General features: G+C 65.0%; 18 protein-coding genes and 1 tRNA gene. 7 read left to right on the forward strand and 12 right to left on the reverse strand.

From position 1 onward, the window contains the following. Nucleotides 1-90: 90 nt before the first annotated feature. The 4 genes from IH615_RS06445 to IH615_RS06460 form a co-directional block, all read right to left on the reverse strand. Nucleotides 91-879, reverse strand: a complete 789-nt coding sequence (locus IH615_RS06445; RefSeq protein WP_291360899.1) for a ScpA family protein — start codon at nt 877-879, stop codon at nt 91-93. A gap of 117 nt (nt 880-996) precedes the next feature. Continuing rightward, nucleotides 997-3,306 carry an SPOR domain-containing protein gene (locus tag IH615_RS06450; protein ID WP_291360788.1) on the reverse strand — a complete coding sequence of 770 codons (2,310 nt, stop codon included), beginning with the start codon at nt 3,304-3,306 and terminating at the stop codon, nt 997-999. An 86-nt stretch (nt 3,307-3,392) separates the two neighbouring features. Further along, complete coding sequence (argS, locus tag IH615_RS06455) at nt 3,393-5,138, reverse strand: arginine--tRNA ligase (RefSeq protein WP_291360789.1); 1,746 nt, start codon at nt 5,136-5,138, stop codon at nt 3,393-3,395. Between the two features lie 30 nt (nt 5,139-5,168). Next, a complete protein-coding gene (locus IH615_RS06460) occupies nt 5,169-6,359 on the reverse strand; it encodes a deoxyguanosinetriphosphate triphosphohydrolase (RefSeq protein WP_291360790.1) in 1,191 nt (396 codons plus the stop codon). Between the two features lie 93 nt (nt 6,360-6,452). On the opposite strand from IH615_RS06460, the gene IH615_RS06465 reads away from it, so the two are divergent. The 4 genes from IH615_RS06465 to xth are packed head-to-tail and all read left to right on the forward strand — an operon-like array spanning nt 6,453 to nt 9,927. Next, nucleotides 6,453-6,803, forward strand: a complete 351-nt coding sequence (locus IH615_RS06465; RefSeq protein ID WP_291360791.1) for an iron-sulfur cluster assembly accessory protein — start codon at nt 6,453-6,455, stop codon at nt 6,801-6,803. A gap of 58 nt (nt 6,804-6,861) precedes the next feature. Next, on the forward strand, nt 6,862-7,962 hold the full coding sequence (locus IH615_RS06470) for a serine hydrolase domain-containing protein (protein WP_291360792.1): 1,101 nt from the start codon (nt 6,862-6,864) through the stop codon (nt 7,960-7,962). A 23-nt stretch (nt 7,963-7,985) separates the two neighbouring features. Further along, nucleotides 7,986-9,098 carry a serine hydrolase domain-containing protein gene (locus tag IH615_RS06475; RefSeq protein WP_291360793.1) on the forward strand — a complete coding sequence of 371 codons (1,113 nt, stop codon included), beginning with the start codon at nt 7,986-7,988 and terminating at the stop codon, nt 9,096-9,098. 49 nt (nt 9,099-9,147) lie between these two features. Then, a complete protein-coding gene (xth, locus tag IH615_RS06480; RefSeq protein WP_291360794.1) occupies nt 9,148-9,927 on the forward strand; it encodes an exodeoxyribonuclease III in 780 nt (259 codons plus the stop codon). A gap of 175 nt (nt 9,928-10,102) precedes the next feature. Here xth and IH615_RS06485 read toward each other — a convergent pair whose 3' ends face one another. Then, a complete protein-coding gene (locus tag IH615_RS06485; RefSeq protein ID WP_291360795.1) occupies nt 10,103-10,912 on the reverse strand; it encodes a tetratricopeptide repeat protein in 810 nt (269 codons plus the stop codon). Between the two features lie 629 nt (nt 10,913-11,541). Between IH615_RS06485 and IH615_RS06490 the strand changes: the two genes are divergently transcribed. Further along, nucleotides 11,542-13,392, forward strand: a complete 1,851-nt coding sequence (locus IH615_RS06490) for an ABC transporter ATP-binding protein (protein WP_291360797.1) — start codon at nt 11,542-11,544, stop codon at nt 13,390-13,392. Between the two features lie 16 nt (nt 13,393-13,408). On the opposite strand, the gene IH615_RS06495 is transcribed toward IH615_RS06490, so the two are convergent. From IH615_RS06495 to IH615_RS06520, 6 genes are all read right to left on the reverse strand, one after another. Beyond that, nucleotides 13,409-14,419, reverse strand: coding sequence for a CorA family divalent cation transporter (locus IH615_RS06495; protein ID WP_291360798.1), 1,011 nt, complete (start codon nt 14,417-14,419; stop codon nt 13,409-13,411). 10 nt (nt 14,420-14,429) lie between these two features. Beyond that, nucleotides 14,430-17,189, reverse strand: coding sequence for a valine--tRNA ligase (locus IH615_RS06500; protein ID WP_291360799.1), 2,760 nt, complete (start codon nt 17,187-17,189; stop codon nt 14,430-14,432). A 120-nt stretch (nt 17,190-17,309) separates the two neighbouring features. Continuing rightward, on the reverse strand, nt 17,310-18,044 hold the full coding sequence (locus tag IH615_RS06505) for a DUF2497 domain-containing protein (RefSeq protein WP_291360800.1): 735 nt from the start codon (nt 18,042-18,044) through the stop codon (nt 17,310-17,312). Nucleotides 18,045-18,297: 253 nt separating this feature from the next. Continuing rightward, nucleotides 18,298-19,665: a TolC family outer membrane protein gene (locus IH615_RS06510; RefSeq protein ID WP_291360801.1), complete on the reverse strand. Its 1,368-nt coding sequence runs from the start codon at nt 19,663-19,665 to the stop codon at nt 18,298-18,300. 132 nt (nt 19,666-19,797) lie between these two features. Beyond that, complete coding sequence (locus tag IH615_RS06515; RefSeq protein WP_291360802.1) at nt 19,798-20,442, reverse strand: protein-L-isoaspartate O-methyltransferase; 645 nt, start codon at nt 20,440-20,442, stop codon at nt 19,798-19,800. A gap of 219 nt (nt 20,443-20,661) precedes the next feature. Beyond that, a tRNA-Cys gene (locus tag IH615_RS06520) sits at nt 20,662-20,735 on the reverse strand. Nucleotides 20,736-20,962: 227 nt separating this feature from the next. On the opposite strand from IH615_RS06520, the gene pcaQ reads away from it, so the two are divergent. Continuing rightward, nucleotides 20,963-21,880, forward strand: a complete 918-nt coding sequence (pcaQ, locus tag IH615_RS06525) for a pca operon transcription factor PcaQ (protein ID WP_291360803.1) — start codon at nt 20,963-20,965, stop codon at nt 21,878-21,880. Here the strand turns inward: pcaQ and IH615_RS06530 are convergent, their stop codons facing one another. Then, nucleotides 21,881-22,714 (reverse strand): helix-turn-helix domain-containing protein, encoded by an 834-nt coding sequence (locus tag IH615_RS06530; RefSeq protein ID WP_291360804.1) that lies wholly within the window; start codon nt 22,712-22,714, stop codon nt 21,881-21,883. A gap of 86 nt (nt 22,715-22,800) precedes the next feature. Between IH615_RS06530 and pobA the strand changes: the two genes are divergently transcribed. Continuing rightward, a complete protein-coding gene (gene pobA / locus IH615_RS06535) occupies nt 22,801-23,964 on the forward strand; it encodes a 4-hydroxybenzoate 3-monooxygenase (RefSeq protein ID WP_291360805.1) in 1,164 nt (387 codons plus the stop codon). The last annotated feature ends 68 nt before the right edge of the window (nt 23,965-24,032 follow it).

The following is a 24,032-nucleotide window of genomic DNA, read 5'->3' on the forward strand; positions in this document are numbered from 1 at the left end:
CATCGAGAGGCTCGCCTGACGCGAAAAGGATAGCTTCGAGCACACGCAGGTTGCGCTCCAGCACCTCGCTGCGATTGTCGGAAACCTCGCTCACGGCCGGTCCGCCTTGCGGCGGCGCATGAACAGCGGACCGAACGTCTCGGTCTGCCGCAGGTCGATCTGGCCGGTGCGGACCAGTTCGAGGCTCGAGGCAAAGCTCGAGGCGCGGATGGTGGCGCGCTCGGCCGGGGTGCCAAGATAATCGGCCAGGTAGTTGTCCATCGACACCCATTCGAAACTATCACCGATCAGGCGCTGGAGGATATCTCGCGCTTCCTGCAGCGACCACACAGTGCGCTGGATGGGCGAATAGTCGGTAGTGACGCCACGCTCCCGCTGGCCGGCATAGGCCTTGAGCAGGTCGTAGAGGGTGGCTTCCCAGAGGCTGGTGCGGTTGACCTCGATCGGCTCGGGCATGCCGCGGGCATAGACCTGGAAACCGAGACGCGGCCGGTTCATCAACTGGCTGGCGGCACGCCGCATGGCCTCAAGGCGCTTGAGACGGAACTGCAGCATGGCGGCGAGCATCTCGCCTGAGGGCTCATCGTCGGACGGCGCCTGCGGCACCATCAGGCGGCTCTTGAGATAGGCAAGCCAGGCCGCCATCACGAGATAATCGGCGGCAACTTCGATGCGCTTCTCGCGCACGGTCTCGATGAAGGCGAGGTATTGCTCGGCCAGCGCCAGGACGGAAATGGCGGCAAGGTCGACCTTCTGCCGGCGGGCCAGATCGAGCAGCAGGTCGAGCGGGCCCTCATAGCCGCCGACATCGACATACATGACATCTTCGGCCGCCGGCTCAGCGGGCGTGTCAAACCAGTCGGTCTGGGCAGTCGTCATGAACTCGGTGCCGCGCTGCAGATAGATGAGGCCATCCTTGGCCGCTGGGTTCACGGGCGTCAAGCGTCGGAGCCATGACGCGCAGGAATGTGCACCGGTCCCTCGGGACCGGCGCGACTACATCAGGACGCAATCGCCACCGGCGGCCACGACATTGGTGCAGATATTGCTGGCCGCTGCGGCGGAATCGGCCGGTACGCGAACGCGGTAGTAGATGCCGCGCGCACCGAGATCGACACGCTGCACTTCCATGTTGGCGCCGCCAAACAGCGGACCGAAACGGGCGACCAGGGCCTGGGCCGCCCGGCGCGCCTCCTCTTCCGTGCGCAACGAGGCCAGTTGGGCGTAGGCGGGCGCGGAATTGGGCAGTGCTTCGACTTCGACCGCCCCGGGGATGCTGACGGCCGCCGCCGGCTCGGCCGGGGTGGGCTCGGCCACGGCCTCGGGCTGAGTGGTGGCCGCAGGCTGGGCGGTGGGCAGTGCGCCCAGCGTCGATGCAGCAGGCGGCGGCGGCAACAGGTTGCCCGTAGCGGCCGGCGTTTCGACGGCGGCGTCAACGGGCGTGGCCGCAACGGTGGGGGCCGTGGACTGGACGAGACCGGCCGGGCGCTGCAGCGGCACTGGCGCAGTCTTGCCGGCGAGCAGATTGCCGGCGGCATCCACGGCGGGCACGGTGGAGCCAGGCTCGACGGGCGTGACGGTCGCGGCAGGGGCCGTCGCAGTTGTGTCGGGCGCAGGAGTCGCCGCCGCCGCGGGCGTGGCGGCCTCAGCACCGGCACTGGCCAGCAGGTCGGCGCTGGGGGCTGCGGCCCCGGGCACTTCGGGCACAACGGGACGATCCACCGGCAGAATGGCGCTGCCGGCAACGCTGTCGTCACCGCTGACAATGGTGCCATCCGGCCGGACGGTGACTGTCCGCACCTTGCGATTGGCCAGACCCTCTTCACTCAGATCGGCAGCGGCCGGCACCTGGGTGACTTCGTTGACGTCGGCCTGATCGCGCGACACGAGCTGTTCTTCGGCGCCGGGCACGACGCCATCAATCTCGTTGAACACGACGGATTGCTGGGCGGCGGTAGCATCAGGCTGCACCGCCGGTGTTTCCTTGGTGGGGCTCGCATCGGCGGTCAGCAGCGGTGCCGGGCCGGATTCAGGGCCCAAGCCAAGCACCCAATAGAGACCGAAGCCAGCCGCCAGCAGCAGTGTCACCGCCACCAGCGGGCCGGCGACGGCACGGGTCATGCCCAATGAGCGGCGCGGACGCGGCCCTGCAGCGGGCGCGGCAGATTCGAGTTCGTTCACCTCCGGCGCCTCGACCCAGCCAATCTCGACCCCGGTCGCCTCGGCGGCAGCCAGGATGGCTTCGTCAGCACCGGATAGTGCGCGTGGCGCAGGTGCCGGGCTCTCGGTGGATCGCGCAGTTGCTGTCGGCACAACCGGAGCCACGGGCGTGGCGAGCGTCCGCAGGGCCGGACTGGGCGCGGGACGCGCTTCAGCTGCCAGCGCGGCAGGCTCAACGGGAGTGTCGAATTCGACACGCATGGCGCGGCCGATCAGATCTTCGATCTCGTCTATCGGATCGCGGCCAAAGTCATTGTCCCGCGCGCGTGGTGTCGACGGCATCTCGACGGCAGGGGACGGCTGACGGAGCGACGGCTGCGGCACATCCGGGGTCGCGGTCGGGGTCGGGACCGCAGCGGGAGCCGGCGTCGGTTCGGTGAATTTGGACGTAGCAGGCTTGGTGCCAAGGCCAAAGACTGGCGGTACCTTGAAGCGGTCCTGCTCCGGCCTGGATACCGGCTGCAAATTCAGAGCGCGGAGCGCCGGGCGCGGCGACTGATCTTGACTACCAAGGTTGGGTACGACGGCAGCGGGGGTCCAGCCCGAACCGGGCTGCGGAGCCGGGCGCGCAGCGACAGGCGCGGGCGTCACCGCTGCCGGGGGCTCCATGGCAGGCTCGAATGCTGGCGCCGGCTCGGTCGAGAGTTCGGCGGCGATGAGATCGGCAATGCTGTCGTGATCGACCGTGGACTCGGCGGCAACCGCCGGCTCTACCGGCTTGGGAGCGGTCGCGGCAGGCGCTTCAACCGGCGCCGCTGTCTCTCGCTTGAGCGGGCCAAGGTCAAAATCGAAATGGAACGGTTCAGGCGCCGGTTCCTCAGCCTTGGGAGCGGCCGGCGCAGCGGCGGCAATCGGCGCCTGCGGCGGCGCTGCAGCCGGAGCCGTCGTGCGCGCAATATCGAAGTGGGGAACGGGCTCGGGAGCCGGTGCGTTATCTCCGCCTGGGATGCGAACGGAGAAACTGGGGGTGATCACCTCGGCCGGGCGGTTGCCATTTGCGTCCTGCGCCATGAGCTTGGCGAGCTCGGCGATCAGATCATCTGCGGCGTCGGATTGTCCGGCCATCGGCTGCGGTTTCGCTGTCATCAAGCAGCGCCCTCTAAATTACGACTTTTACTACGGAGCCTGAACTCAGACATCGTCGCGCGAGTCATCATAGTATTGCGCCCGAATTATGAAAGCTCCTCGGGGGCGGAGACGCCCAGAATTGCTAGTGCGTTGAGGATAACCTGACGCACGGCATCAACGAGCGCGAGTCTAGCCAAAGTCAGCATTGGATCGTCAAAGTTAACAAATCGTAACTGCGGGTCATCCTTGCCCTTGGCCCAGAAGCCATGGAAGGCCGCGGCGAGCTCATGAACATAGAACGCAATACGATGCGGTTCGTGGGCGACGGCCGCCGCGGCGACGGTGCGCGGCCATGCGGCAAGGACCCTGACCAGGTCCAGTTCAGCCGGCGTAGCGATGCGTTCGATGTCGGCTGCGGCCAGGGCCGACCGCGAGACATCGAGCGCCGGCAAGTCGCGGGCCGCGGTCTTGAAGATCGAGTGGGTCCGGGCATGGGCATACTGGACATAGAAGACCGGGTTGTCCTTGGTCTGCTCCTTGACCACGGCGAAATCGAAATCCATCGCCGCATCATTCCGCCGATAGAGCAGCATGAAACGGGTGGCGTCGGCGCCCACCTCCTCGACCACGTCGGCAAGGGTGACCAGGTCGCCGGAGCGCTTGGACATCTTGAACGGCTCGCCGTTCTTGAGCAGCCGCACGAGCTGGCAGATGCGCACGTCCATATCGGCGGCGTTGAGTGAGACAGCCTTGGTGGCCGCCTGCAAGCGCTTGACGTAGCCGGAGTGATCGGCGCCCAGCACGTTGATCATGTGCTTGAAGCCGCGCAGGAACTTGTTGCGGTGATAGGCAATGTCGGCGGCGAAATAGGTGTAGGAGCCGTCCGACTTGATCAGCGGGCGATCGACATCGTCGCCATAATCGGTGGCGCGGAACAGGGTCTGCTCGCGATCCTCCCACTCGTCCGGCGTCTTGCCCTTGGGGGCCTCGAGCCGACCCTCGTAGATCATGCCCATTTCGCGCAGCCAGGCGAGGGTGAGCTCGATATCGCCGCCGGCCCCGTGCAGCGTGCGCTCCGAGAAGAACACGTCATGGTGGATATTGAGCTGGGCGAGGTCGGCCCTGATAAGGTCCATCATGGCGGCCAGCGCCTTCTCGCGGGCGATCAGGGCAGCCTCATGCTCGGGCATATCGAGCAAGGACCGGCCATGTTCTGCCGCGAGTGCCTGCCCGACCGGGATCAGGTAATCGCCGGGATAGAAGCCAGAGGGAATTTCGATGGTTTCGCCCAGGGCCTCGCGGTAGCGCAGCAGGGCGGATCGGCCCAGCGTGATCGTCTGCCCACCAGTATCGTTGATGTAGTATTCCCGCGTCACTTCATAGCCCGAATAGGCCATGAGGGAAGCCAGCGTGTCGCCGAAGACGGCGCCGCGGGTGTGTCCGACATGCATGGGGCCGGTGGGGTTGGCCGAGACATATTCGATATTGACCGCCTCCCCCTGCCCCAGGGTAGAGCGACCATAGTCGTCGCCCAGCTCGGCGATGGAGCGCAGGACCTGATGCCAGATCGGCGCGGCGAGGCGGAAGTTGATGAAGCCCGGGCCAGCAACCTCCACGGAGGTCACGTCGGCATCGTGCCGGAAATGCTCGACCAGCGTATTGGCCACCTCGCGCGGGTTCATCCCCAGCGGCTTGGCCACGACCATGGCGGCATTGGTCGAGAGATCGCCATGGGCGGGATCTCGCGGGGGCTCCACCACGATACGGGCCAGCAGGTCCGCCCCGGCCTGGGGGAAGAGAACCTGCATGGCATTGCCGATGCGTGCGGAAAAGAGCGCGAAAACGTCCATGGTAGACCTGACTATTAAAGTGGGCCGGGGTTAACGGAAATCCGGGCGAGCGTCAAACAAGCGCTGGTATTCGTCGAGGGCATAGGGGTCCGTCATGCCGGCGATGAAATCGGCGACGATGCGCGCGAGATGGGCGATATCGGGCGCGGCGGCGGCGGCCACGCCCCAGCGGCCCGGCAGATCGCGGGTAGCGAGGTAGCGGGCGAAGAGATCGGTGACGACAGCCTCGCTCTGGCGCACCGGCACCATGACCGCCTCGTGGCGATAGACCCGCTCGAACAGGAAAGCCTTGAGGCCGCGCTCCGCCTGCGCGGCTGATGGCGAGAAAGTCACGAGCGTGCGGCCGGCATTGCGGACGTCCTCAGCCGTCTTGACGCCGGCTGCGGCGATATTGCCCGACGTGGTGGCGATGACATCCTCGATGGCGCGGGTGATGAGGCGGCGCTGGACTTCGTGCGCCTGCCGCTTGGGCGCGACGTCGGGATAAAGGGCCAGAACCTCGCGAACGATTGGGCCGGCCAGCGGCACGTCGGCGAGATCGGCAAGGACGATGAGGCCGGCGCGTAGGGCATCGTCGATGTCATGAGCATTGTAGGCGACGTCGTCGGCGATGGCGGCGGTCTGCGCCTCCAGCGAGGCGAAGCTGGAAAGGCGCAGGTCGGCAACCGCGGGGATGTCGTCGAGGCCACCAGGCAGGCCCTCCTGGGCATATTTGCCATAGGGGGTGCCGTCCGGATTGGTCAGCGGACCATTATGCTTGAGGATGCCTTCGAGCGTTTCCCAGGTGAGGTTCAGCCCGTCATGCTCGGCATAGCGGTTTTCCAGCCGCGTCACGACCCGCATGGCCTGGATATTGTGGTCGAAGCCGCCATAGGGCGCCATGGCGGTGTGCAGCGCGCGTTCTCCGGCATGGCCAAAGGGGGTGTGGCCCAGATCGTGGCTGAGGGCGATTGCCTCGGCCAGGTCTTCGTCCAGCCGCAGGGCGCGCGCCATGGACCGGGCCATCTGGCTGACCTCGAGAGTATGGGTCAGCCGATTGCGGAAGTGCCCGCCATATTGCAGGAAGACCTGGGTTTTGTGCTGCAGGCGCCGGAATGCAGTGGAATGGATGATGCGGTCGCGGTCGCGCTGGAACTCCGAGCGCGTAGGGCTTGGCCCGGTGCCGTTGACGCGGCCGAGAGAGTGTTCGGGCTTGCTGGCGTAGGGAGCGGTATCGCTCATCGGTGATGACAGCTCAGTTTTTTGGCCCTTTTCATTTCCGGCAAGAGTTACTATTTTAGCCTGACCGTTATGACATTACGTCGTGGAACTCTCATGACCGCAACCGCCCTAGCTTCAACCGATGTCGTGCTGACCGATCGCGCCGCCAAGCGCGTCGCGCGTATCCTAGCGAAAGAGCCGGAAGGAACGGTGCTGCGCATCTCGGTAGCGGGCGGTGGCTGCTCCGGATTCCAGTATGAATACAACCTCGTACAGGAAAAGCCGGCGAGTGACGACATCGTTCTGAGCAAGGGCGACGCGGTGGTGCTGATCGATTCGATGAGCCTGGAATTCATGGGCGGCGCCGAGATCGACTTCGTCGATGACCTGATCGGACAGGCGTTTCAGATCAAGAACCCCAATGCGGTGGCCTCCTGCGGCTGCGGCACCAGCTTTGCGGTCTGAGCCCGGTTGAAATCCTGACGCACAGGTCATAGCGTCCTCCGGCTTGTCGGAGGAAATCATGAGCATAGTGGAACGCGTGAACGCGGCAGTCGATGCCGCGCTGGGGCAGCGCATTGTCGGCTGCGTCATCCTGATCAACAAGGATGGCGAGGAAATCTATGCCCGTGCCGCGGGCCTCGCCGACCGCGAGGCCAATGTGCCGATGCAGCGCGATGCGATCTTCCGGCTGGCTTCGGTGACCAAGCCGATCGTGGCCACGGCCGTGCTGCGGCTGCTGGACCTGGGGCTTATCGGCCTCAATGACCGGGTGACCCGCTACCTGCCGTGGTTCACGCCGGCCAATCCCGATGGCAGTGTGGCCGATATCCGCATCCACCACCTGCTGAGCCATAGTTCGGGCCTGACCTATGGCAACCTGCCTGCCGATGCCAGCGGCGGACTTTCGGGTGTCGTCAACTCGCTCACCGAGACATTGCAGAACATTGCCCGGGTGCCGCTGGCCTTTGCGCCAGGCACCGGCTGGGATTATGGCACCAGCATCGATGTGCTGGGCGGTGTACTGGCGGCGATCAACGGGTCCAATGTCGAGGACGCGCTGGCCCGATACGTCACAGGCCCATTGGGGATGGCGGACGCACATTTCTACGTCACCGACCCCGCGCGGCTCGCGACGCCCTATGCCGATGGTACGCCGCCGGTGCGCATGGGCGAGCCGCATGGCATCTGGGACGCCGCCGGCACGACCGTCACCACCTTTTCGCCGTCGCGCATCTTCAACCCGGCCGCACCGCAGAACGGCGGCGCCGGCATGGCGGGCACCGCCGACGACGTGATGAAAATGCTGGAAGTCTATAATGGCAGGCCGGGCCTGCTCGAGCCGGCAACCGTGGCCACGGCTCTGGCCAACCAGATCGGCAACCTGTCGCGACGGGAGCAGGATGCCGGCAAGCGCTTCGGCTTCATCGGCGCCGTGCTGGAGGACAAGCAGGCGGCCAAGAATCCCGCGCCCGCGGGAACTGTGGATTGGGGCGGCGCGTGGGGGCATAACTGGGTCGTCGATCCGGCCAACCGGATGACGATCGTGGTGTGCACCAACACCACGTTCGAAGGCTGCAACGGCCCGTTCCGGGACGACATCCTGCGCGCGGTCTACGCCTGAACATCGGCGTCGGAGGAATGGATATGGAGACGCGTCTCGATGCGGTGGTGAAGCGTGCGCTGGCCGAGAACCGGATCGTCGGCACGGTGCTGATCGTGCGCCGGAACGGAGAGCTGGTCTATGAGACGGCGCAGGGCCTGGCCGATTGCGAAAGCGGCCGGCCGATGTCGCTGGATACGATCTTCCGGCTGTCATCGCTGACCAAGCCGATCGTCGCCGCGACGATCCTGGCGCTGGCGGATGCTGGCAGGCTCCGCCTCGACGACCAGGTCACCGATCACCTGCCCGATTTCCGGCCGCGGCTGGCGGATGGCGTGGCGCCCGACATCACCATCCATCACTTGCTGACGCATACGTCCGGGCTCAGCAGCGCCAGCATCCTGAGCGCCGATGAACAGGCAGCTGGTGTCAATCGCTGGCGACTGGGCACCGGCGAGATTTTCGACCGGCTTGCCGCACTGCCGCTGTTGTTTGCGCCGGGCGCGGGCTGGTCCTATGGGCCTTCGATCGATGTGCTTGGGGTCATCGCGGGCAAGCTGGTGGGCGGACTGCCCGAGGACGCCATCAGGCAATATGTAACCGACCCGCTACGGATGATCGACAGCCGCTTCGGCGTCACCGACCCGGCCCGGCTGGCCGCCGCCTATGCGGACGGGGCCAGCGGCCCGGTGCTGATGGGCGACCCGCATACAGTGCCCAACCAGTGGGGGAGTACCACGACCTTCGACCCCGGCCGGATTTTCGATGGGCAGGCCTTTCAATCGGGTGGCGGCGGCATGGCGGGCACCGCGCCGGACTTCATGACTCTGCTGGAGACACTGCGGACCGGCGGCGGGGATATTCTGCGCCCCGAGACGGTGGCCCAAGGCCTGGCCGACCAGACGCCACAACTGGTTCACGCCCAGGGGCCGGGCTGGAAGTTCGGCTATTTCGGCGCCTGGCTCGACGATCCGGCACTAGCGCAATCGCCAGCGCCGCGCGGCACCGTGCGCTGGGGCGGCATTTACGGGCATAACTGGTTCATCGATCCGACCAACGGCCTGTCGGTGCTGTCGATGAGCAATACCGGGCTTGAGGGAAGCGACGGCGCCTACCGGGACGAGGTGCGCAACGCTGTGTACGAGGCGCTGGGCTAGTTGCCCCCTGCCCGACCGACCGCTAGCCTGCGGGCAACGGAGACTCGTCATGCGCATCGCCACCTGGAACATTGCCGGCGTCAAAGCCCGGATCGAACTGCTGCTGAAGTGGCTGAGCGAGGAAAAGCCGGATATCGTGGTGCTGCAGGAGATCAAGACGGTCGATGAGGCCTTTCCGCGGCTCGAAATCGAGGCGCTGGGCTACAATGTCGAGACGCATGGGCAGAAGAGCTGGAACGGCGTGGCCATCCTGTCGCTGCTGCCGTTCGACGAAGTCACGCGCGGCCTGCCGGGCGATGACAGCGACGAACAGGCGCGGCTGATCGAAGGCGTGTTCTCGGTGGAGACAGGTGCCGTTCGCGTGTGCGGCATCTACCTGCCCAACGGCAACCCGGTCGACAGCGAGAAATTCCCCTACAAGCTGGCATGGATGCGGCGGCTCGAAACCTTCGTCGATGGCCGGCTTGCGCTGGAGGAACCGTTCATCCTGCTGGGCGACTTCAACATCATCCCCGCCCCGATCGACGCCCATAATCCCGAAGGCTGGTGGGGCGACGCGCTGTATCGGCCGGAGAGCCAGGAGCGGTGGCGGTCGCTGGTCAATCTGGGGCTGACTGACGCCCTGCGCTCGGTCACGTCGGAGCCTTCATACACATTCTGGGACTTCCAGGCCGGCGCCTGGCGCCGCAATGCCGGCATTCGCATCGACCACCTGATGCTGTCACCGCAGGCGGCCGACCGGCTGGAAAATGTCGTCGTGCACAAGGATGTGCGCGGCTGGGACAAGCCCAGCGATCACGTGCCGGTCGAAGGGGAGTTCAGGTTTTAGGGCTTTGGAGAGGGTAGCCTCTCCTAGATGGAACCTGATGCCGTTCTGACACCGGCCGTCACCCTCGGGCTTGACCCGAGGGCTCTTCACTTGCCGGTCCAAGGAAGTGCAACACCCTGGGTCAGGCCCGAGGGTGACGATCTATGGGCGGCGCCGGGCGGTGCTCACAAGACGCTCAAAATCCGGCGAACTGGGGCGCAATGCTCTGGGCCAGGGCGAAGGCTTCGGCCTGCTGTTCGGGCTGGGCGATGGAGACCGCACGGTTGAGCAGTTCGTCAATCCAGGCCGCATCGCCCGTGCCGGCGCAGCGCTCATGGGCGATGGCCAGCCACATCAGGCCCTCGACAGGCTGGGCCTCGATGCCGTCGACGCCGTTGAAGAGCATGTCGCCAAGCTGAGCCTGGGCTGGGCAATGGCCCTTGCGGGCGGCTAACGAGAACCAGCGCGCACTCTGCAGCGGGTTCACGCCCATTTCCTCTTCCTGCGTGTAGAGCAGGCCGACCCGATATTGTGCGTCTGCATCGCCGAAATAGGTGGCGGCATGCAGCAGCAGGGCATGGGAACGCTCCGCATCCGCCGGGATGCCGGCGTCGGGAAGGCCTTCCTTGTAATAATCGCCGACCTTGACGAAGGACTGGGCCACGATATCGGCCTCCACGCCCCTGGGCGCGGCGTCGGCATGCTGATTGGCAATCTGGGCGAAATAGCCGAAGGCCTTGACCGGGTCGCGGTCGACGCCTTCGCCATTCTCATACATGGTGCCGAGCTGCCACATGGCCATGGGCTGGCCGGCATCGGCAGCATCCTCAAGCGCGGCAAGCAGGTCGTCGCCGGAGACACCGCCACCAGCTCCATCGAGCATGTTGGCCATGTTCAGCGCCGCGTCGGCCGCGGTCTGGGCGTGCACGGGCAGGACCGACACCGCCAAGGCGAGGAAGGCTGCCGTTGTCACGGAAATCAGGGAATTGTCCCTAATGGTCCGCATCTTGCTCCTTTGTGCCTGCCTGCGGCAGGCGAACCTTGTTTGCGGAACCAGCCAACCCGGCTCCGTAGCGGCGCCGCGGCCAGGGCCGCGCTCCGGTCACCAGCTTTGCCCATGTGCGTTGACCGGGAAAGCGGACGTTAATAATTCGGTAAACTCCGTTTGTGACCGCATTCAGCCGGGCTCGTGGCGAACCGGAGGCATTGCCTTGATGGCAATAATGCAGGCACGTCGTCGTTTCACCGTACAAGGCCAACCATCCGCACGTCACCAGGGCGCGCCGACAGCCTCTGCTCAGCAGTGGGGGAGGAAATACGCAAGCGCGCGGCCTTACCACGTCGCCTACAGGCCATCCGCCCCCAGATGCCTATGCCGTCTCGTTTAGGGTGAGATTGTGGCGACAAACATCGCCAAATGGTTGCCGCAAGGCTCGGCAAAATCGATTCACAAACGTTGTTGCGGAATCGTCACAGACTCCGCCACGCGACGCCCACCATGGGGCCCTGATCTCGCCTGTGTGGTTGCCCTCACGAGCCAGACAGTCATACTCGGCCGACTGCGAACCAAGGAGCAAACCATGAAAACCCTGTCCATGACGAAAGGAGCACATCTTCAACAGGACATGATCGTTCATGCATTCGCGGATTCCCAAACCTGGGCAGTACACAAGCGCAAGCCGTAGCCCGCACTTTTTCAGACTTCCCGCCTGGCTGACCAGAGGCCGGGACACGAATACCGCCCGGGCGACGGCCCGCGCGCGAAAGTTTGTCGCCTATTACCAACCCTATGTTCCGCTGCTGCTGGCGGACCTCGCCTGCGCCGTGCTGGTGGCGGCCGGGGCAATCGCCCTGCCTCTTTGCGCCAGCTACATCACAGCGCGCCTGCCTGAGCTGGCCCAGAGCGACGATGCCATAATGCAGATCCTGGCCATGGGCGGGATCATGCTCGGCGTGTTCTTCGTCCAGTCGCTGGCGACATTCTTCGTCGACTATCAGGGACACGTCATGGGCGCGCGCATCGAGGCGGATGTGCGCAAGGAACTGTTCGAACACTGCCAGAAACTGTCGTTCGGTTTCTATGACCGGCAGCGCGTCGGCCAGCTGATGAGCCGCATCAGCAATGACTCACTGTGGCTGGGCGAACTGTTCCACCACGGACCGGAAGACCTCGCCATCGGGCTGCTCAAGTTCGGCGGGGCGATGACGGTCCTGACCATCATCGACCCGGTGCTGGCGGGGCTGATCGCCCTGCTCGTGCCCTTTGCGGTGCTCTATGCGCGGCACTTCAACAGCCGGATGAATGTGGTGCTCAAGACCAGCAAGGAGCGCATCGCCGCCGTCAATGAGCGGGTGGAAGACGCACTGGGCGGTGTGCGCGTGGTGCAGTCCTTTGCCAATGAGGCGGAGGAGCTGCGCCGCTTCGAGATCGAGAACCAGAGCTTCTTCGAGAGCCGCAGGGAGGGCTATCGCAGCGAAGCCCTGTTGTGGGTCGGCATGGATGGCTTTGCCCAACTGGTGACGATCATGGTGATCGTGGCCGGGGCGATCCGGATCCTCCATGCCGAGCTGACCGTGTCCGAGATGCTGACCTTCCTGCTCTGCGTTGCGGTGCTGGTGGACCCGGTGCGCCGACTCGATAACTTCATCCGCCTCTGGCAGGAGGGTGCGACCGGCTTCGTGCGGGCCATGGAACTGCTCGAGGAAGAGCCTGATATCGCGGACCGGCCCGGCGCGGTCGATATCGGGCGGGTGGCGGGCGCCATCAGTTTCCGGGACGTGAGCTTTGGCTATGGCGAAGGTCAGGGGCCGGTATTCAACCGGCTCTCGCTGGACATTGCTCCGGGTGAGTTCGTGGCCCTGGTGGGGCCATCGGGCGTGGGAAAGAGCACGCTTTGCGCCCTGATCCCGCGCTTCTACGAGATCAGCGGCGGAGCCATCACCATCGATGGCAAGGATGTGCGGGACGTCACATTGGCCTCGCTTCGCCGCAGCATCGGGGTGGTGCAGCAGGATCTCTACCTGTTCAGCGGCACCGTGGAGGAAAACCTGCGCTATGGCCGACCCGGCGCCACGGACCAGGAGGTGATCGCAGCAGCCAAGGCCGCCAATGCCCATGACTTCATCATGGCCCTGCCCCACGGGTACAAGTCCAGCATTGGCCAACGGGGCATGAAGCTATCGGGCGGCCAGAAGCAGCGACTGACGATCGCCCGGGCGTTTCTCAAGGACCCGGCCGTGCTGATTTTCGACGAGGCCACCAGCGCGCTGGACAATGAGAGCGAACGCGCCGTGCAGCAGGCTCTGCTGAGCCTGGCCAGGGGGCGGACCACCATCGTCATCGCCCACCGGCTTTCGACCGTGCGCCATGCCGACCGCATTCTGATGCTGACGCCTGAGGGTATCGGCGAGGAAGGCACGCATGACGAGCTGATGGCGGCCGATGGGCTCTATGCCGGGCTGCACAAGGTGTCGGCCAGCATATAGGCCGTGCGGCCGCCGCCTATAGCCAGCGGCGGCCGCGCATCCACCAGACGATGCCGAGTGAGAGAACGAACAGGGCCGCACAGACAGCCCAGAAGGCGTGCGGGTTATCGGCAAAGGGAATGCCCGCCACGTTCATGCCAAGCGCGCCAGTGAACAGCGTCAGCGGCATGAACACCACCGTAACCGCAGCGAGGATGAGCATGGTTCGGTTCATCTGCTCGGCGCGGGCGTCGATAATCTGTTCATGCACCAGCACGGCGCGTTCGGACAGGGCCTGCAACTCGTCCCCGATGCGGGCCGACCTGGCCGAAGCCTCGCGCAGGCGCAGACGGTCGCGGGGCGTAAAGTGGCTGAGGTCTTCGATCTCGAGCGTATTGAGCACGTCGCGCTGCGGCCAGACGATGCGCCGGAAGCTGATGAGATTGCGGCGCAGCTCGGCCAGGCGGGCGTTGGCCTTGGTATTGTTCTGGACGATGAGCGCCTCTTCGATATCGTCCAGCCGATCGCCCAGCATCTCGACCAGCGGCTCGAGGCGGTCGGCGGCGCGCAGCCCCAGCCGCGCCACTAGGTCGGCCGGCGTTGTTGGGGCGTGGTGGGAGGCCACCCATTTGTTGAGGCCCAGGAAATCGAGGATGTTGAGCTCGGACGCGATGATGACGCGGCCCTTCTCGATCCATAGCGTCAGCAATTGCCGACCGATATCATGGGGTTCGGCACCGGGGCGCGCCACGCGCAGGACCACCATGGCGCGATCCTCGATGACGGTGCAGCGCGAGCGGGCGCTGGGGACGGTCAGCAGGTCGGCATTGAACTCGCCCAGTTCCTGCTTGAGCCACACCTTGAACTCGGGCGACCTGGAATTGCCCGCGATGAGCTTGAAGCCGCGCACCGGCACCTTGGGCTCCTCGGCGGTCGGCTCGTGCCTGACCACGCCACCCTTGCCATCAAAGACCAGCACGGCGCCGACCCCGACCATGCCGTTGGCGACATGGCGGGCTGGCGGTTCGCGCGGGATGATGTCGTCCATGGCTTCCGACCTAGCTCAGGCGCTTGAGCGCTTCCAGGATGTAGTGACGACGTTCGATGGCGGCTTCACGACGAGCCTTCTGTTCCTCGATCACCTCTTCGGGCGCCTTGGCGACGAATTGCTCGTTGCCGAGCTTCTTGTCGATCTGGGCGATTTCGGCGTCGAGCTTGGTCACTTCCTTTTCGAGGCGGACCTTTTCGGCTGATATGTCGATGACGCCCGCCAGCGGCAGGGCCCAGGTGGCTTCGCCGACGACGAACTGGGCAGATTCGCCAGGGACGGTCGATTGCGGGGAGATTTCCTCGAGCCGGGCCAGGCGCGTGATCAGCGAGGTGCCGGCGACGAGGCGGCGCAGGGTGGTTTCCCCTGCCCCGACCACGACCATCTGCAGCTTGGCGCCGGCAGGGACGTTCATCTCTGATCGGACCGAGCGGACATTACTGATGACGTCGATAAGCCAGGTGAGGTCGGCGTCAGCCTCGGGGTCTTCGAGCCCAGCAAGGTTGGGCCAGTCGGTCAGGATCAGCATGTTGGCGCGCGGGGCGCCGAATTTGCCGGTTTCCACCCACAGCTCTTCGGTGACGAAGGGCATGAAGGGATGCAGGATCGTGAGGATCTGGTCGAGGGCCCAGGCGGCGGTCGCACGAGTCTCGACCTTGGCGGCTTCGTCCTCGCCCAGCAGCACGGGCTTGGCGAATTCGACATACCAGTCGCAGAAGGTACCCCAGACGAAGTCGTAGGCGGCATTGGCGGCTTCGTTGAACTTGTAGTCGACGATGCCCTGGGTGACGGCGGCGGCACCGCGCGCCGTGGCCCCTACGATCCAGCGGTTGAGCGGCAGCCTGTTGGCCTTGGGATCGTAGCCTTCGACGCGGCGGCACTCGTTCATTTCGAGGAAGCGGGCGGCGTTCCAGATCTTGGTGACGAAGTTGCGATAGCCCTCGACGCGCTGGATCGAAAGCTTGAGGTCACGGCCCTGCGCAGCCATGGCGGCGAGGGTGAAGCGGGTGGCGTCGGCGCCGTATTGGTCGATGAGTTCGAGCGGATCGATGACGTTGCCCTTGGTCTTGCTCATCTTCTGGCCCTTCTCGTCGCGGACCAGCGCATGCATGTAGACCGTGTGGAACGGCTCCTCATCCAGGAACTCAAGACCCATCATCATCATCCTGGCAACCCAGAAGAAAATGATGTCGAAGCCGGTGACCAGAACGTCGGTCGGGTAGTAGCGGCGCAGCTCGGCGGTGTCGTCCGGCCAGCCCAGGGTCGAGAACGGCCAGAGGGCGGAGGAGAACCAGGTGTCGAGCACGTCCTCGTCGCGCTTGAGGGCGACGGGCCGGCCATAATGGGCGGTGGCGAGCGACTGGGCCTCGGCTTCGTCATAGGCAACGAAGGCCTCGTTGTCCGGGCCATACCAGGCGGGAATCTGATGCCCCCACCAGAGCTGGCGGGAAATGCACCACGGCTTGATGTTTTCGAGCCAGGCGAAATAGGTGTTTTCGTATTGTTGGGGCACGAACTTGGTGCGGCCTTCGCGCACAGCCGCGAGCGCGGGCTGGGCGAGGATGTCGGCCTTGACCCACCACTGGTCGGTCAGGAACGGCTCGATGACGACGAGTTTGGACTTCTCGTCATGGGGGACCATGATCTTCTTGTCCTCGATGTGATCGAGGCCACGGGTGGGGTTTTCCTCCGCCAGGGCCGTCAGCCTGGCGACGATGGCCTTGCGGGCAGCGAAACGGTCGAGGCCGCGCAGGTCTTCGGGGATGAAATCGGCCGAGATGATCGCGCCGTTGGTGGTGAAGACGTTGATCTGCTCGAGATCGTTGCGGACGCCGACCTCGAAGTCGTTGAAGTCGTGGGCCGGGGTGATCTTGACCGCACCGGTGCCGAGGGTCGGGTCGGCATAGTCGTCGGCCACGATGGGGATGCGGCGGCCGACCAGCGGAAGTTCCACGAACTTGCCGACCAGCGAGGCGTAGCGCTCGTCATCGGGATGCACGGCAATGCCGCTATCGCCCAGCATGGTCTCCGGACGGGTGGTGGCGACGATGATGTAGTCGCGGGTTTCCCACTCGGTCGGCTTGCCCTCTTCGTCATGGGCGATGGGGAACCGGTAGGTGACGCCATCAGCCAGGGGATAGCGCAGGTGCCACATGTGGCCCTTGATCTCGATATTCTCGACTTCGAGATCGGAAATGGCGGTCTCGAGGCCCGGATGCCAGTTGACCAGGCGCTTGGCGCGGTAGATCAGGCCGCGCTTGTGCAGCTCGACGAAGACCTTGGTGACGGCCCGCACCATCTGGTCGTCGGCGGCACCCTGCTCGCCCATGGTGAAGCGCTCGCGGGAGAAGTCGGCCGAGGCGCCCAGGCGCTTGAGCTGGTTCATGATGGTGCCGCCGCTCTCGGCCTTCCATTCCCAGACACGCTCGACGAACTTCTCGCGACCCATTTCGCGGCGGCCGGGCTGCTGGCGCTCCATCAGCTGGCGCTCGACGATCATCTGGGTGGCGATGCCCGCATGGTCGGTGCCCGGCTGCCAGAGCACATCCTTGCGCAGCATGCGATTGAAGCGGATCAGGATGTCCTGGATGGTGTTGTTGAGCGCGTGACCGATATGAAGCGAGCCGGTGACGTTGGGCGGCGGAATGACGATGGTGAACGTCTCGGCGCCGGGTGCGGCCCCTGCCCCGGCGGCAAAGGCGTTGGCCTTGAGCCAGTCGGCATAGATGCGGCCTTCGACCGCTGATGGCTCATAGGTCTTTTCAAGCATTGGTCACTCGCAACAGCAGCGACCCGCCAGGATGATCATGGCGGGCCGGATAAACAGGTTGGCAGACTTCAAGCAAATGCGGGATGCGGGGTCAACTGGAACCGCGCAGCCCCGGGCCGATCACTCGCCGCGGGAGATGCGGGAGATTTCGCGTTCCACCATGCGCTCGACGACGGAAGGCAGGTTTTCGTCCAGCCATTCCTTGAGCATCGGGCGAAGCATGTCGCGCATCAGCGATTCGATGGTCGCACCGGTATTGCCGAGGCCGAGGCCGTTGAGCTTGGTGATGGAGCTGCGAACGGCCGCCTGGGTGGCCGGCTCGAGCAACTGATCGGCCATGTCGCTCGACAGCGTCGGATCGGGCAACGGCGCTGCCTGGGCAATGCTGGGCTGCGGGCGCGGAGCCGGTTGTGGCTGCGGCGCCGGCGCTGGCGCAACGAAGGCCTTTGGCGGTGGGTCGAAGGCAGGAAGTTCTTCCTCTTCGGCGGCAGCACCCATGTCGAAGGTGATGTCGTCGGGATCGACCAGTTGTGGCGCGGCGGCAACCGGCTCGTCGTCGACGGCGGTATCGGCCAGGATGGAATCGAAACTGAAGCCACCGACATCGTCGTCATCGCTCTTGTCAACGATCTGGCTGGGCGACAGCGCCAGCGGCTCGATATCGTCGAGCATGTCGCTCAGGTCGCGATCGAGCGATTCAGCCATGGGGCGAGCCGGAGTGGCCTGCATGGGGGGGGGAGCCGCCTGAATGGCCGGTCGGCGTGGCACCCCGGCAGCATCGTCATCGGCAATGATCTGCCGGATGGACGACAGGATTTCGTCCATTGAGGGTTCTTTTGGAGCCGGCTTGTTCATCAGTGCCTCTTACTCATGCGCCCGAACCAGTCCGCGGCCTCCGCCAATGCGGCCAAACCTGATTCGTCACGACTACCTTAACGCCAGCCGCCGCAATTAGGAATCGCCGCAGCGGGGCACAAGCCCATCTTCCACTAAAACTTGTGGCCGGGCATGACCCGGCCACCAAGTCTCGATTCAATGTGGACGCAAGGCGTTGCCGAAGCACGAAGGCGACCTGACGCAGTTTACCGAAAACCTGCGCGCGGGTCGATCATTCGGCGACGGTGCGCAATTCCTGCCAGACGTCTTCGACGGCCTGATTGTAGCGCACGGCAGACTTGACCTCGACGGCGAGGCCCAGATCGGTCGCCGTCAGGCGGCCCATGGCCGACAGCAGCGAGAACGTGGCGATGACCTTGTTGGTGGAGGCATTGATGAGCCCCTCGCGTGCGGTGGTCAGTTCGGCCTGGGCATTGAGGACATCGAGCGTGGTGCGAGTGCCCAGATCACGCTCCTGGATAACGCCATCGAGCACGGTGCGACCGGCCGACACGGCGGAGTTCGCCGCGGAAATCTGCGCATCGGCGCTCTGGATGCCGGCCCAGGCGGAAATGACCGCCTCACGGATCTGATCATAGGCAGACATGGCGTCCACCTCGGACTTGATCTGCTCGATATTGGCCTTGCGCACATTGGCGCCGATAGCGCCGCCCGCATAGAGCGGAATGGTGATCTGGAAGCCGATGGAGCCGCTGAGGCCGTCCTGCGGACTGCCACCGACACTGAAGCGACTGCCGACCGAGCCGGTAACCGACGCGGTTGGTCCGAACGCCGCCTGTGCAGCATCGGTGCCGGCCTGCGCAGCCCGAATGGCCGCCTTCGAAAGCAGGATCGCAGGATGGCCGGTCTCGGCTTGGGAAATGGCAGCTTGCAGGCTGGAGGGAACCAGCCGGCCGTAATTATGCGAGGAATCAAGGTTCTGCGGGGCTGCGCCGACGTAACGCTGGAACGTGGCCTGGCTGATTTCGAGGCTGCTCAGCGCCGCGCGATAGGCGGCGTCGCCCTGCGCCAGCCGGGCCTCGGCCTGGGCGACGTCGATGCGGGTGCCCTCGCCTACATCAAGACGATCGCGCGCCGACTGCAGCTGCGCCTGGAAGAAATTGACGTTTTCCTGACGCAAAGCAACCAGTTGCCGGTCGCTCAATACCGACATATAGGCCTGAACGACGGCGAGCAGCACATTCTGCTCGGTATTGCGGATTTGATACTCGGCCGCTTCAGCACCGGCGCGCGCTGCCTCGACCTGCGCGTCGGTCTTGAAGTTGTCGAAGATGGTCTGGTTGTAGGAGACGCCGGTGGTGAAACTGGTGCTGTCGACCCACTCAGTGCTGCCCGAAGCAAGGGAAAGACTCTGCGTCCCGCTCAGCGACGCCCCGATGGTCGGCCGTTTGCCGGCCTGAGCCAGGGCAACATTTTCCGCCGCTGACTTGGCGCTGAGCAAGGCTGCTTGCAGATCGGGCGCGTGATCATAGGCCACCGTCAGCGCCTGGGTGATCGACTGCGCCTGGGCCCCGCCCACCGACGCGGCCGCCAGCACCAAAGCCAGCGCACTGGCGACCAAATTTACGCGAAAACCCATGCCCGCCTCCGACGACCCCGAAACACTATGCGCGGCACATGGGGTACACAACCTGCCGCGACAATCCCTACCAGCACCCAAAGTGCGATTAACTCGCCTACGTGCCCCAAGGGCAACAGGACGACTATCGCGCTAAAATGTGAATTCCTCGTTCGGCCGCTGCACCAATGGCGGCAGGAAGGCATTGAACTCCGCGCGCGCCGTAACGCCGCGACCCGATTTTACAAAGACATGGGCCACCGAGACGGCGCCATTTCGAATCAAGGCAACCAGCCGCCCACCCTCGTTCAGCGCCGCGAGGAAGGCATCGGGGACACTGTCGAGGGCCCCCTCTACGATGATCGCGTCAAAGCGAGCCAGGCCCACTTGATCGATATCCCCGGCGACAATGCGCGCATTGGCCAGGCCAAGTGTGGCAAGGTTGGTGGCAGCTGTGGCAGCCAGGGCAGCGTCCTGTTCGAGCCCGGTGACCGAGGCGGCGAGGCCGGCAATGACGGCGGTGGAATAGCCCGAGGCCGCGCCGATATCGAGCACGGTGTCGTCGCTGGTGATTTCCGCGAGTTTGATCAGCTTGGCCAGCGTGGCCGGGGCCGCCATGAAGCGGCCGTTGCCCAGCCACTGGATATCGTCCGCATAGGCGAGCTCACGACGGCCGGGATCGACAAAATCCTCGCGCGGAATAGACCGCATGCAGGCCAGGATTGGCGCATTGGTGACGCCACCAGCCCTGAGCTGGCTCTCCACCATATGTGCGCGTGCGCGCTGGAAATCGACCATGCAGAGTTGCCCGCCCGGGTGAATTCATATGACGGACGTGAATATAGTCGGTGGCTGGACATGGCAAGAGCCGACAGGGAATATGCGATAATATGCAGGCGCATGAGGGGCATGCATATTCGCGGGTGACGGGATTGGACGGGCGGCACCAGCGGGCCGGTACGGCACCCCCGGGGCGCGCCCAGGTCGAAGATCACGAAACTCTGTCGCTGGGAATATTGGAGGCCTCGTCCGGAATTGAACCGGAGTACGCGGATTTGCAATCCGCTGCGTCACCACTCCGCCACGAGGCCTCACGTCCGCAGTACGTATTGGACGGCAATTGCTTATGCAATACCCCGCCTAACGGACAGTGAATTTTCTGAGTGGTGCGCGCCCGGATGAATAGCTGGCCCATCGCCAACCAAATGGCTAAAGATGATGGCAGTATAACCTGACACCCCGGAGTTGCCGGCCCACCGGCGCATCGCCTGGGGTAAAGCAGGCTGTTTCATAACCGGAGGTGCATGTGGCGCCGCGCATGATCGATCCCAGAATCAAGCTCCGCCACCTGGTATGCTTCCTCGAGGTGGCGCGGCTGAAGAGTGTGGGCAATGCCGCCGACCTGCTCCATATCAGCCAGCCGGCGGTGTCCAAGACCATCCAGGAACTCGAACAACTGCTCGGTGGCAGCCTGTTTGACCGCAGCAAGCGCAAGCTGTTCCTGACGCCGTTCGGGGAGGTGTTTAACCGCTATGCCTCGACCAGCCTTGCCGCCTTGCGCCAGGGCATCGACGTAGCGCGGGGGACGCATGAGGCCACCACCGTCAGGGTCGGGGCGCTGCCCACGGTTTCCGCCCGTATCCTGCCCGATGCGGTGGAGGCGTTCACGGCGACCGGCACGGGCGTTCATACAAGGGTGATCACCGGCCCCAACGACTACCTGCTCACCCTGCTGCGAACGGGAGACGTCGATTTTGTCATCGGGCGCATGACCGAACCTGACGCCATGGTGGGGCTGTCGTTCGAACACCTCTATTCGGAGCGCGTGGTGATGGCAGTCCGGCCCGGGCATCCCCTGCTGGCAGAACGGCCGTTCGAGCTGCCGATGATCGAGGCCTACCAGACCCTGATGCCGACGCCCAATTCGGTTATCAGGAACCTCGTGGACCGGATGCTGCTGGCGCACGGCATTACCCATTTGCGGGACGAGATCGAAACGGTCTCGAACGCTTTCGGCCGGGCCTATGTCCGCCAGACCGACGCCATCTGGATCATCTCGGAGGGCGTCGTGGCCGTCGATGTGGCAGAGGGCCAGCTGGCATTGCTGCCGGTGGATACCAGCGAGACTACCGGGCCCGTGGGCCTCACGACGCGGACCGACATGGTGTCCACCCTGGCCGCCGACAGCCTTATGCAGGCCGTGCGCGACGTTGCCGCCCGCATCCGCCGCGGATGACTATCGGTCGGCCTGCCGGCGAAATGTCAGGGGCGGGACGCCGAGGACGCGCTTGAGCATGCGGGTGAAGTAGGCGGGATCGTCATAGCCCAGCCCTGCCCCGATCTGCTTGATCGACAGGGTGGAGAACAGGAGTTGCCGCCGCGCCTCGAGGGCGATGCGCCGCTCGATCACGGTCAGGGCCGAAGCGCCCAGCACCTGCCGGCAAACCCGACTGAGATGGGTCTGGCTGATGCCGAGCGCATCGGCGTAGTCGGCGATGCGGCGCGTTTCGCGAAATTTCTCATCCACCAGCAGGCGGAAGGCGCCGACATGCACGCGAGCCCGCCCCTCAGATGCACCCAGGGAGGCCGGCAGGCTGCGGGCGCGGTGCAGCGCCACCTGCAGCAAGGTGATATGGGCGCGCATGGCCAGATCGTGCTGCTCGCCCGGGCGATCGGCTTCGGCGAGCAAGCCATCCAGCGCGCGATGAACCGGGTCGGTGCCCGTGGCGATCACGCCAGCGGCGAGGCTCTCCATGCCCTCGGCCATGTCACGCGCCATCAGCGTGACGATCACCCCCTCCACGTCCCGGCTGAAGTCGTAACCGTGCACCGTCAGGGCCGGCACGACCACGATTGCCGGGGGTGCCAGGCCGAACGCAGTGCCATCCAGCGTCACCTGGGCCCGCCCGCCGGTGAGGCTCAGAATCTGGAAGAACTGCTCGTGCCGGTGCGGCGCGATGCGATAGCGATGCAGCCGGCTGCGCGACTGGATGGTTTCCCAATGCAACCAGTCATGCTGCCGGTCACTGACCGCTTCTCCATAGAGCGCATATGTCAGAACACCTTTCATGTTCGGATAGTGCAAGCAATTGCGCCAGCTGTCCATTCCCGACTGCCCGGGGGCGGAGCATGCTGGCGCGAAAATGTGGAGGAACAATGCGTCATCAGGTTGTGATTGTAGGGGCGGGTCCGGCCGGCCTTATGCTCGGGCGGCTGCTCGAGCTGGCCGGCGTCGATGCCGTTATCATCGAGCGCAGGAGCGCTGACTATGTGCTGGGCCGCATTCGCGCCGGCGTGCTGGAACAGGGCAGCGTTGCACTCATGGACCGCGCCCAGGCCAGCCAGCGCATGCATGCGGAGGGGCTCATCCACCACGGCATTGAACTCAGCTTTGACGGCGACAGCCATCGCATCGACTTCTCGGAGCTGATCGGCCGGCAGGTCATGGTCTATGGCCAGACCGAAGTGACCCGCGACCTGATGGGCGTGCGCGAAGCGACCACGATCTACGAGGCCGAGGATGTGGCGCTGCATGACCTGGATGGGCGACCATGGGTCACATACACCAAGGACGGCCAGACGCACCGGATCGACTGCGACTTCATCGCCGGCTGCGACGGCTACCACGGAGTGGCGCGGCAGAGCGTGCCGCAGCAGGCGCTGACCACGTTCGAGCGGGTCTATCCGTTCGGCTGGCTGGGCGTGCTGGTGGACCGCCCGCCGGTGGCGGATGAGCTGATCTATGCCCATCACCAGCGCGGCTTCGCCCTGTGCTCGCAGCGCTCGCACAGCCGCAGTCGCTACTATGTGCAGGTGCCCGCCGACGAGCAGGCCAGCGCCTGGTCGGACGACAGGTTCTGGGACGAATTGCGGGCAAGGCTAGACCCGGCAACGGCCGAGGCGCTGCAGACTGGCCCCTCGATCGAGAAATCGGTGGCGCCGCTGCGCAGCTTCGTCGCCGAGCCATTGCGCTTCGGGAGCCTGTTCCTGGCGGGCGACGCGGCCCATATCGTGCCGCCTACGGGGGCCAAGGGGCTGAACCTGGCGATGAGCGATGTCGCCGCGCTGGCCGATGCCCTGATCGAGAATTTTGTCGAGAAATCGGCCGCCGGCATCGACGCGTATTCGGCCAAGGTGCTGTCGCGCATCTGGAAGGCGGAGCGGTTCAGTTGGTGGATGACCACCCTGCTCCACACCTTCCCTGAAACTGGCGCTTTCGGCCGGCGCATCCAGCGGGCGGAATTCGACTACCTGGCCGGCTCCCGCGTCGCCCAGCAGGGCCTGGCCGAGAACTATACCGGCGTGGTCACCTGGGAATAGCCGAGCCGCCGAAACGGTCTCGCACCCGGAAAATGCTCAGCGCGCGTGGTTTGGGCCTTCACCGGCAG

The sequence above is a fragment of the Devosia sp. genome (assembly GCF_014860165.1).
Lineage (GTDB): Bacteria > Pseudomonadota > Alphaproteobacteria > Rhizobiales > Devosiaceae > Devosia.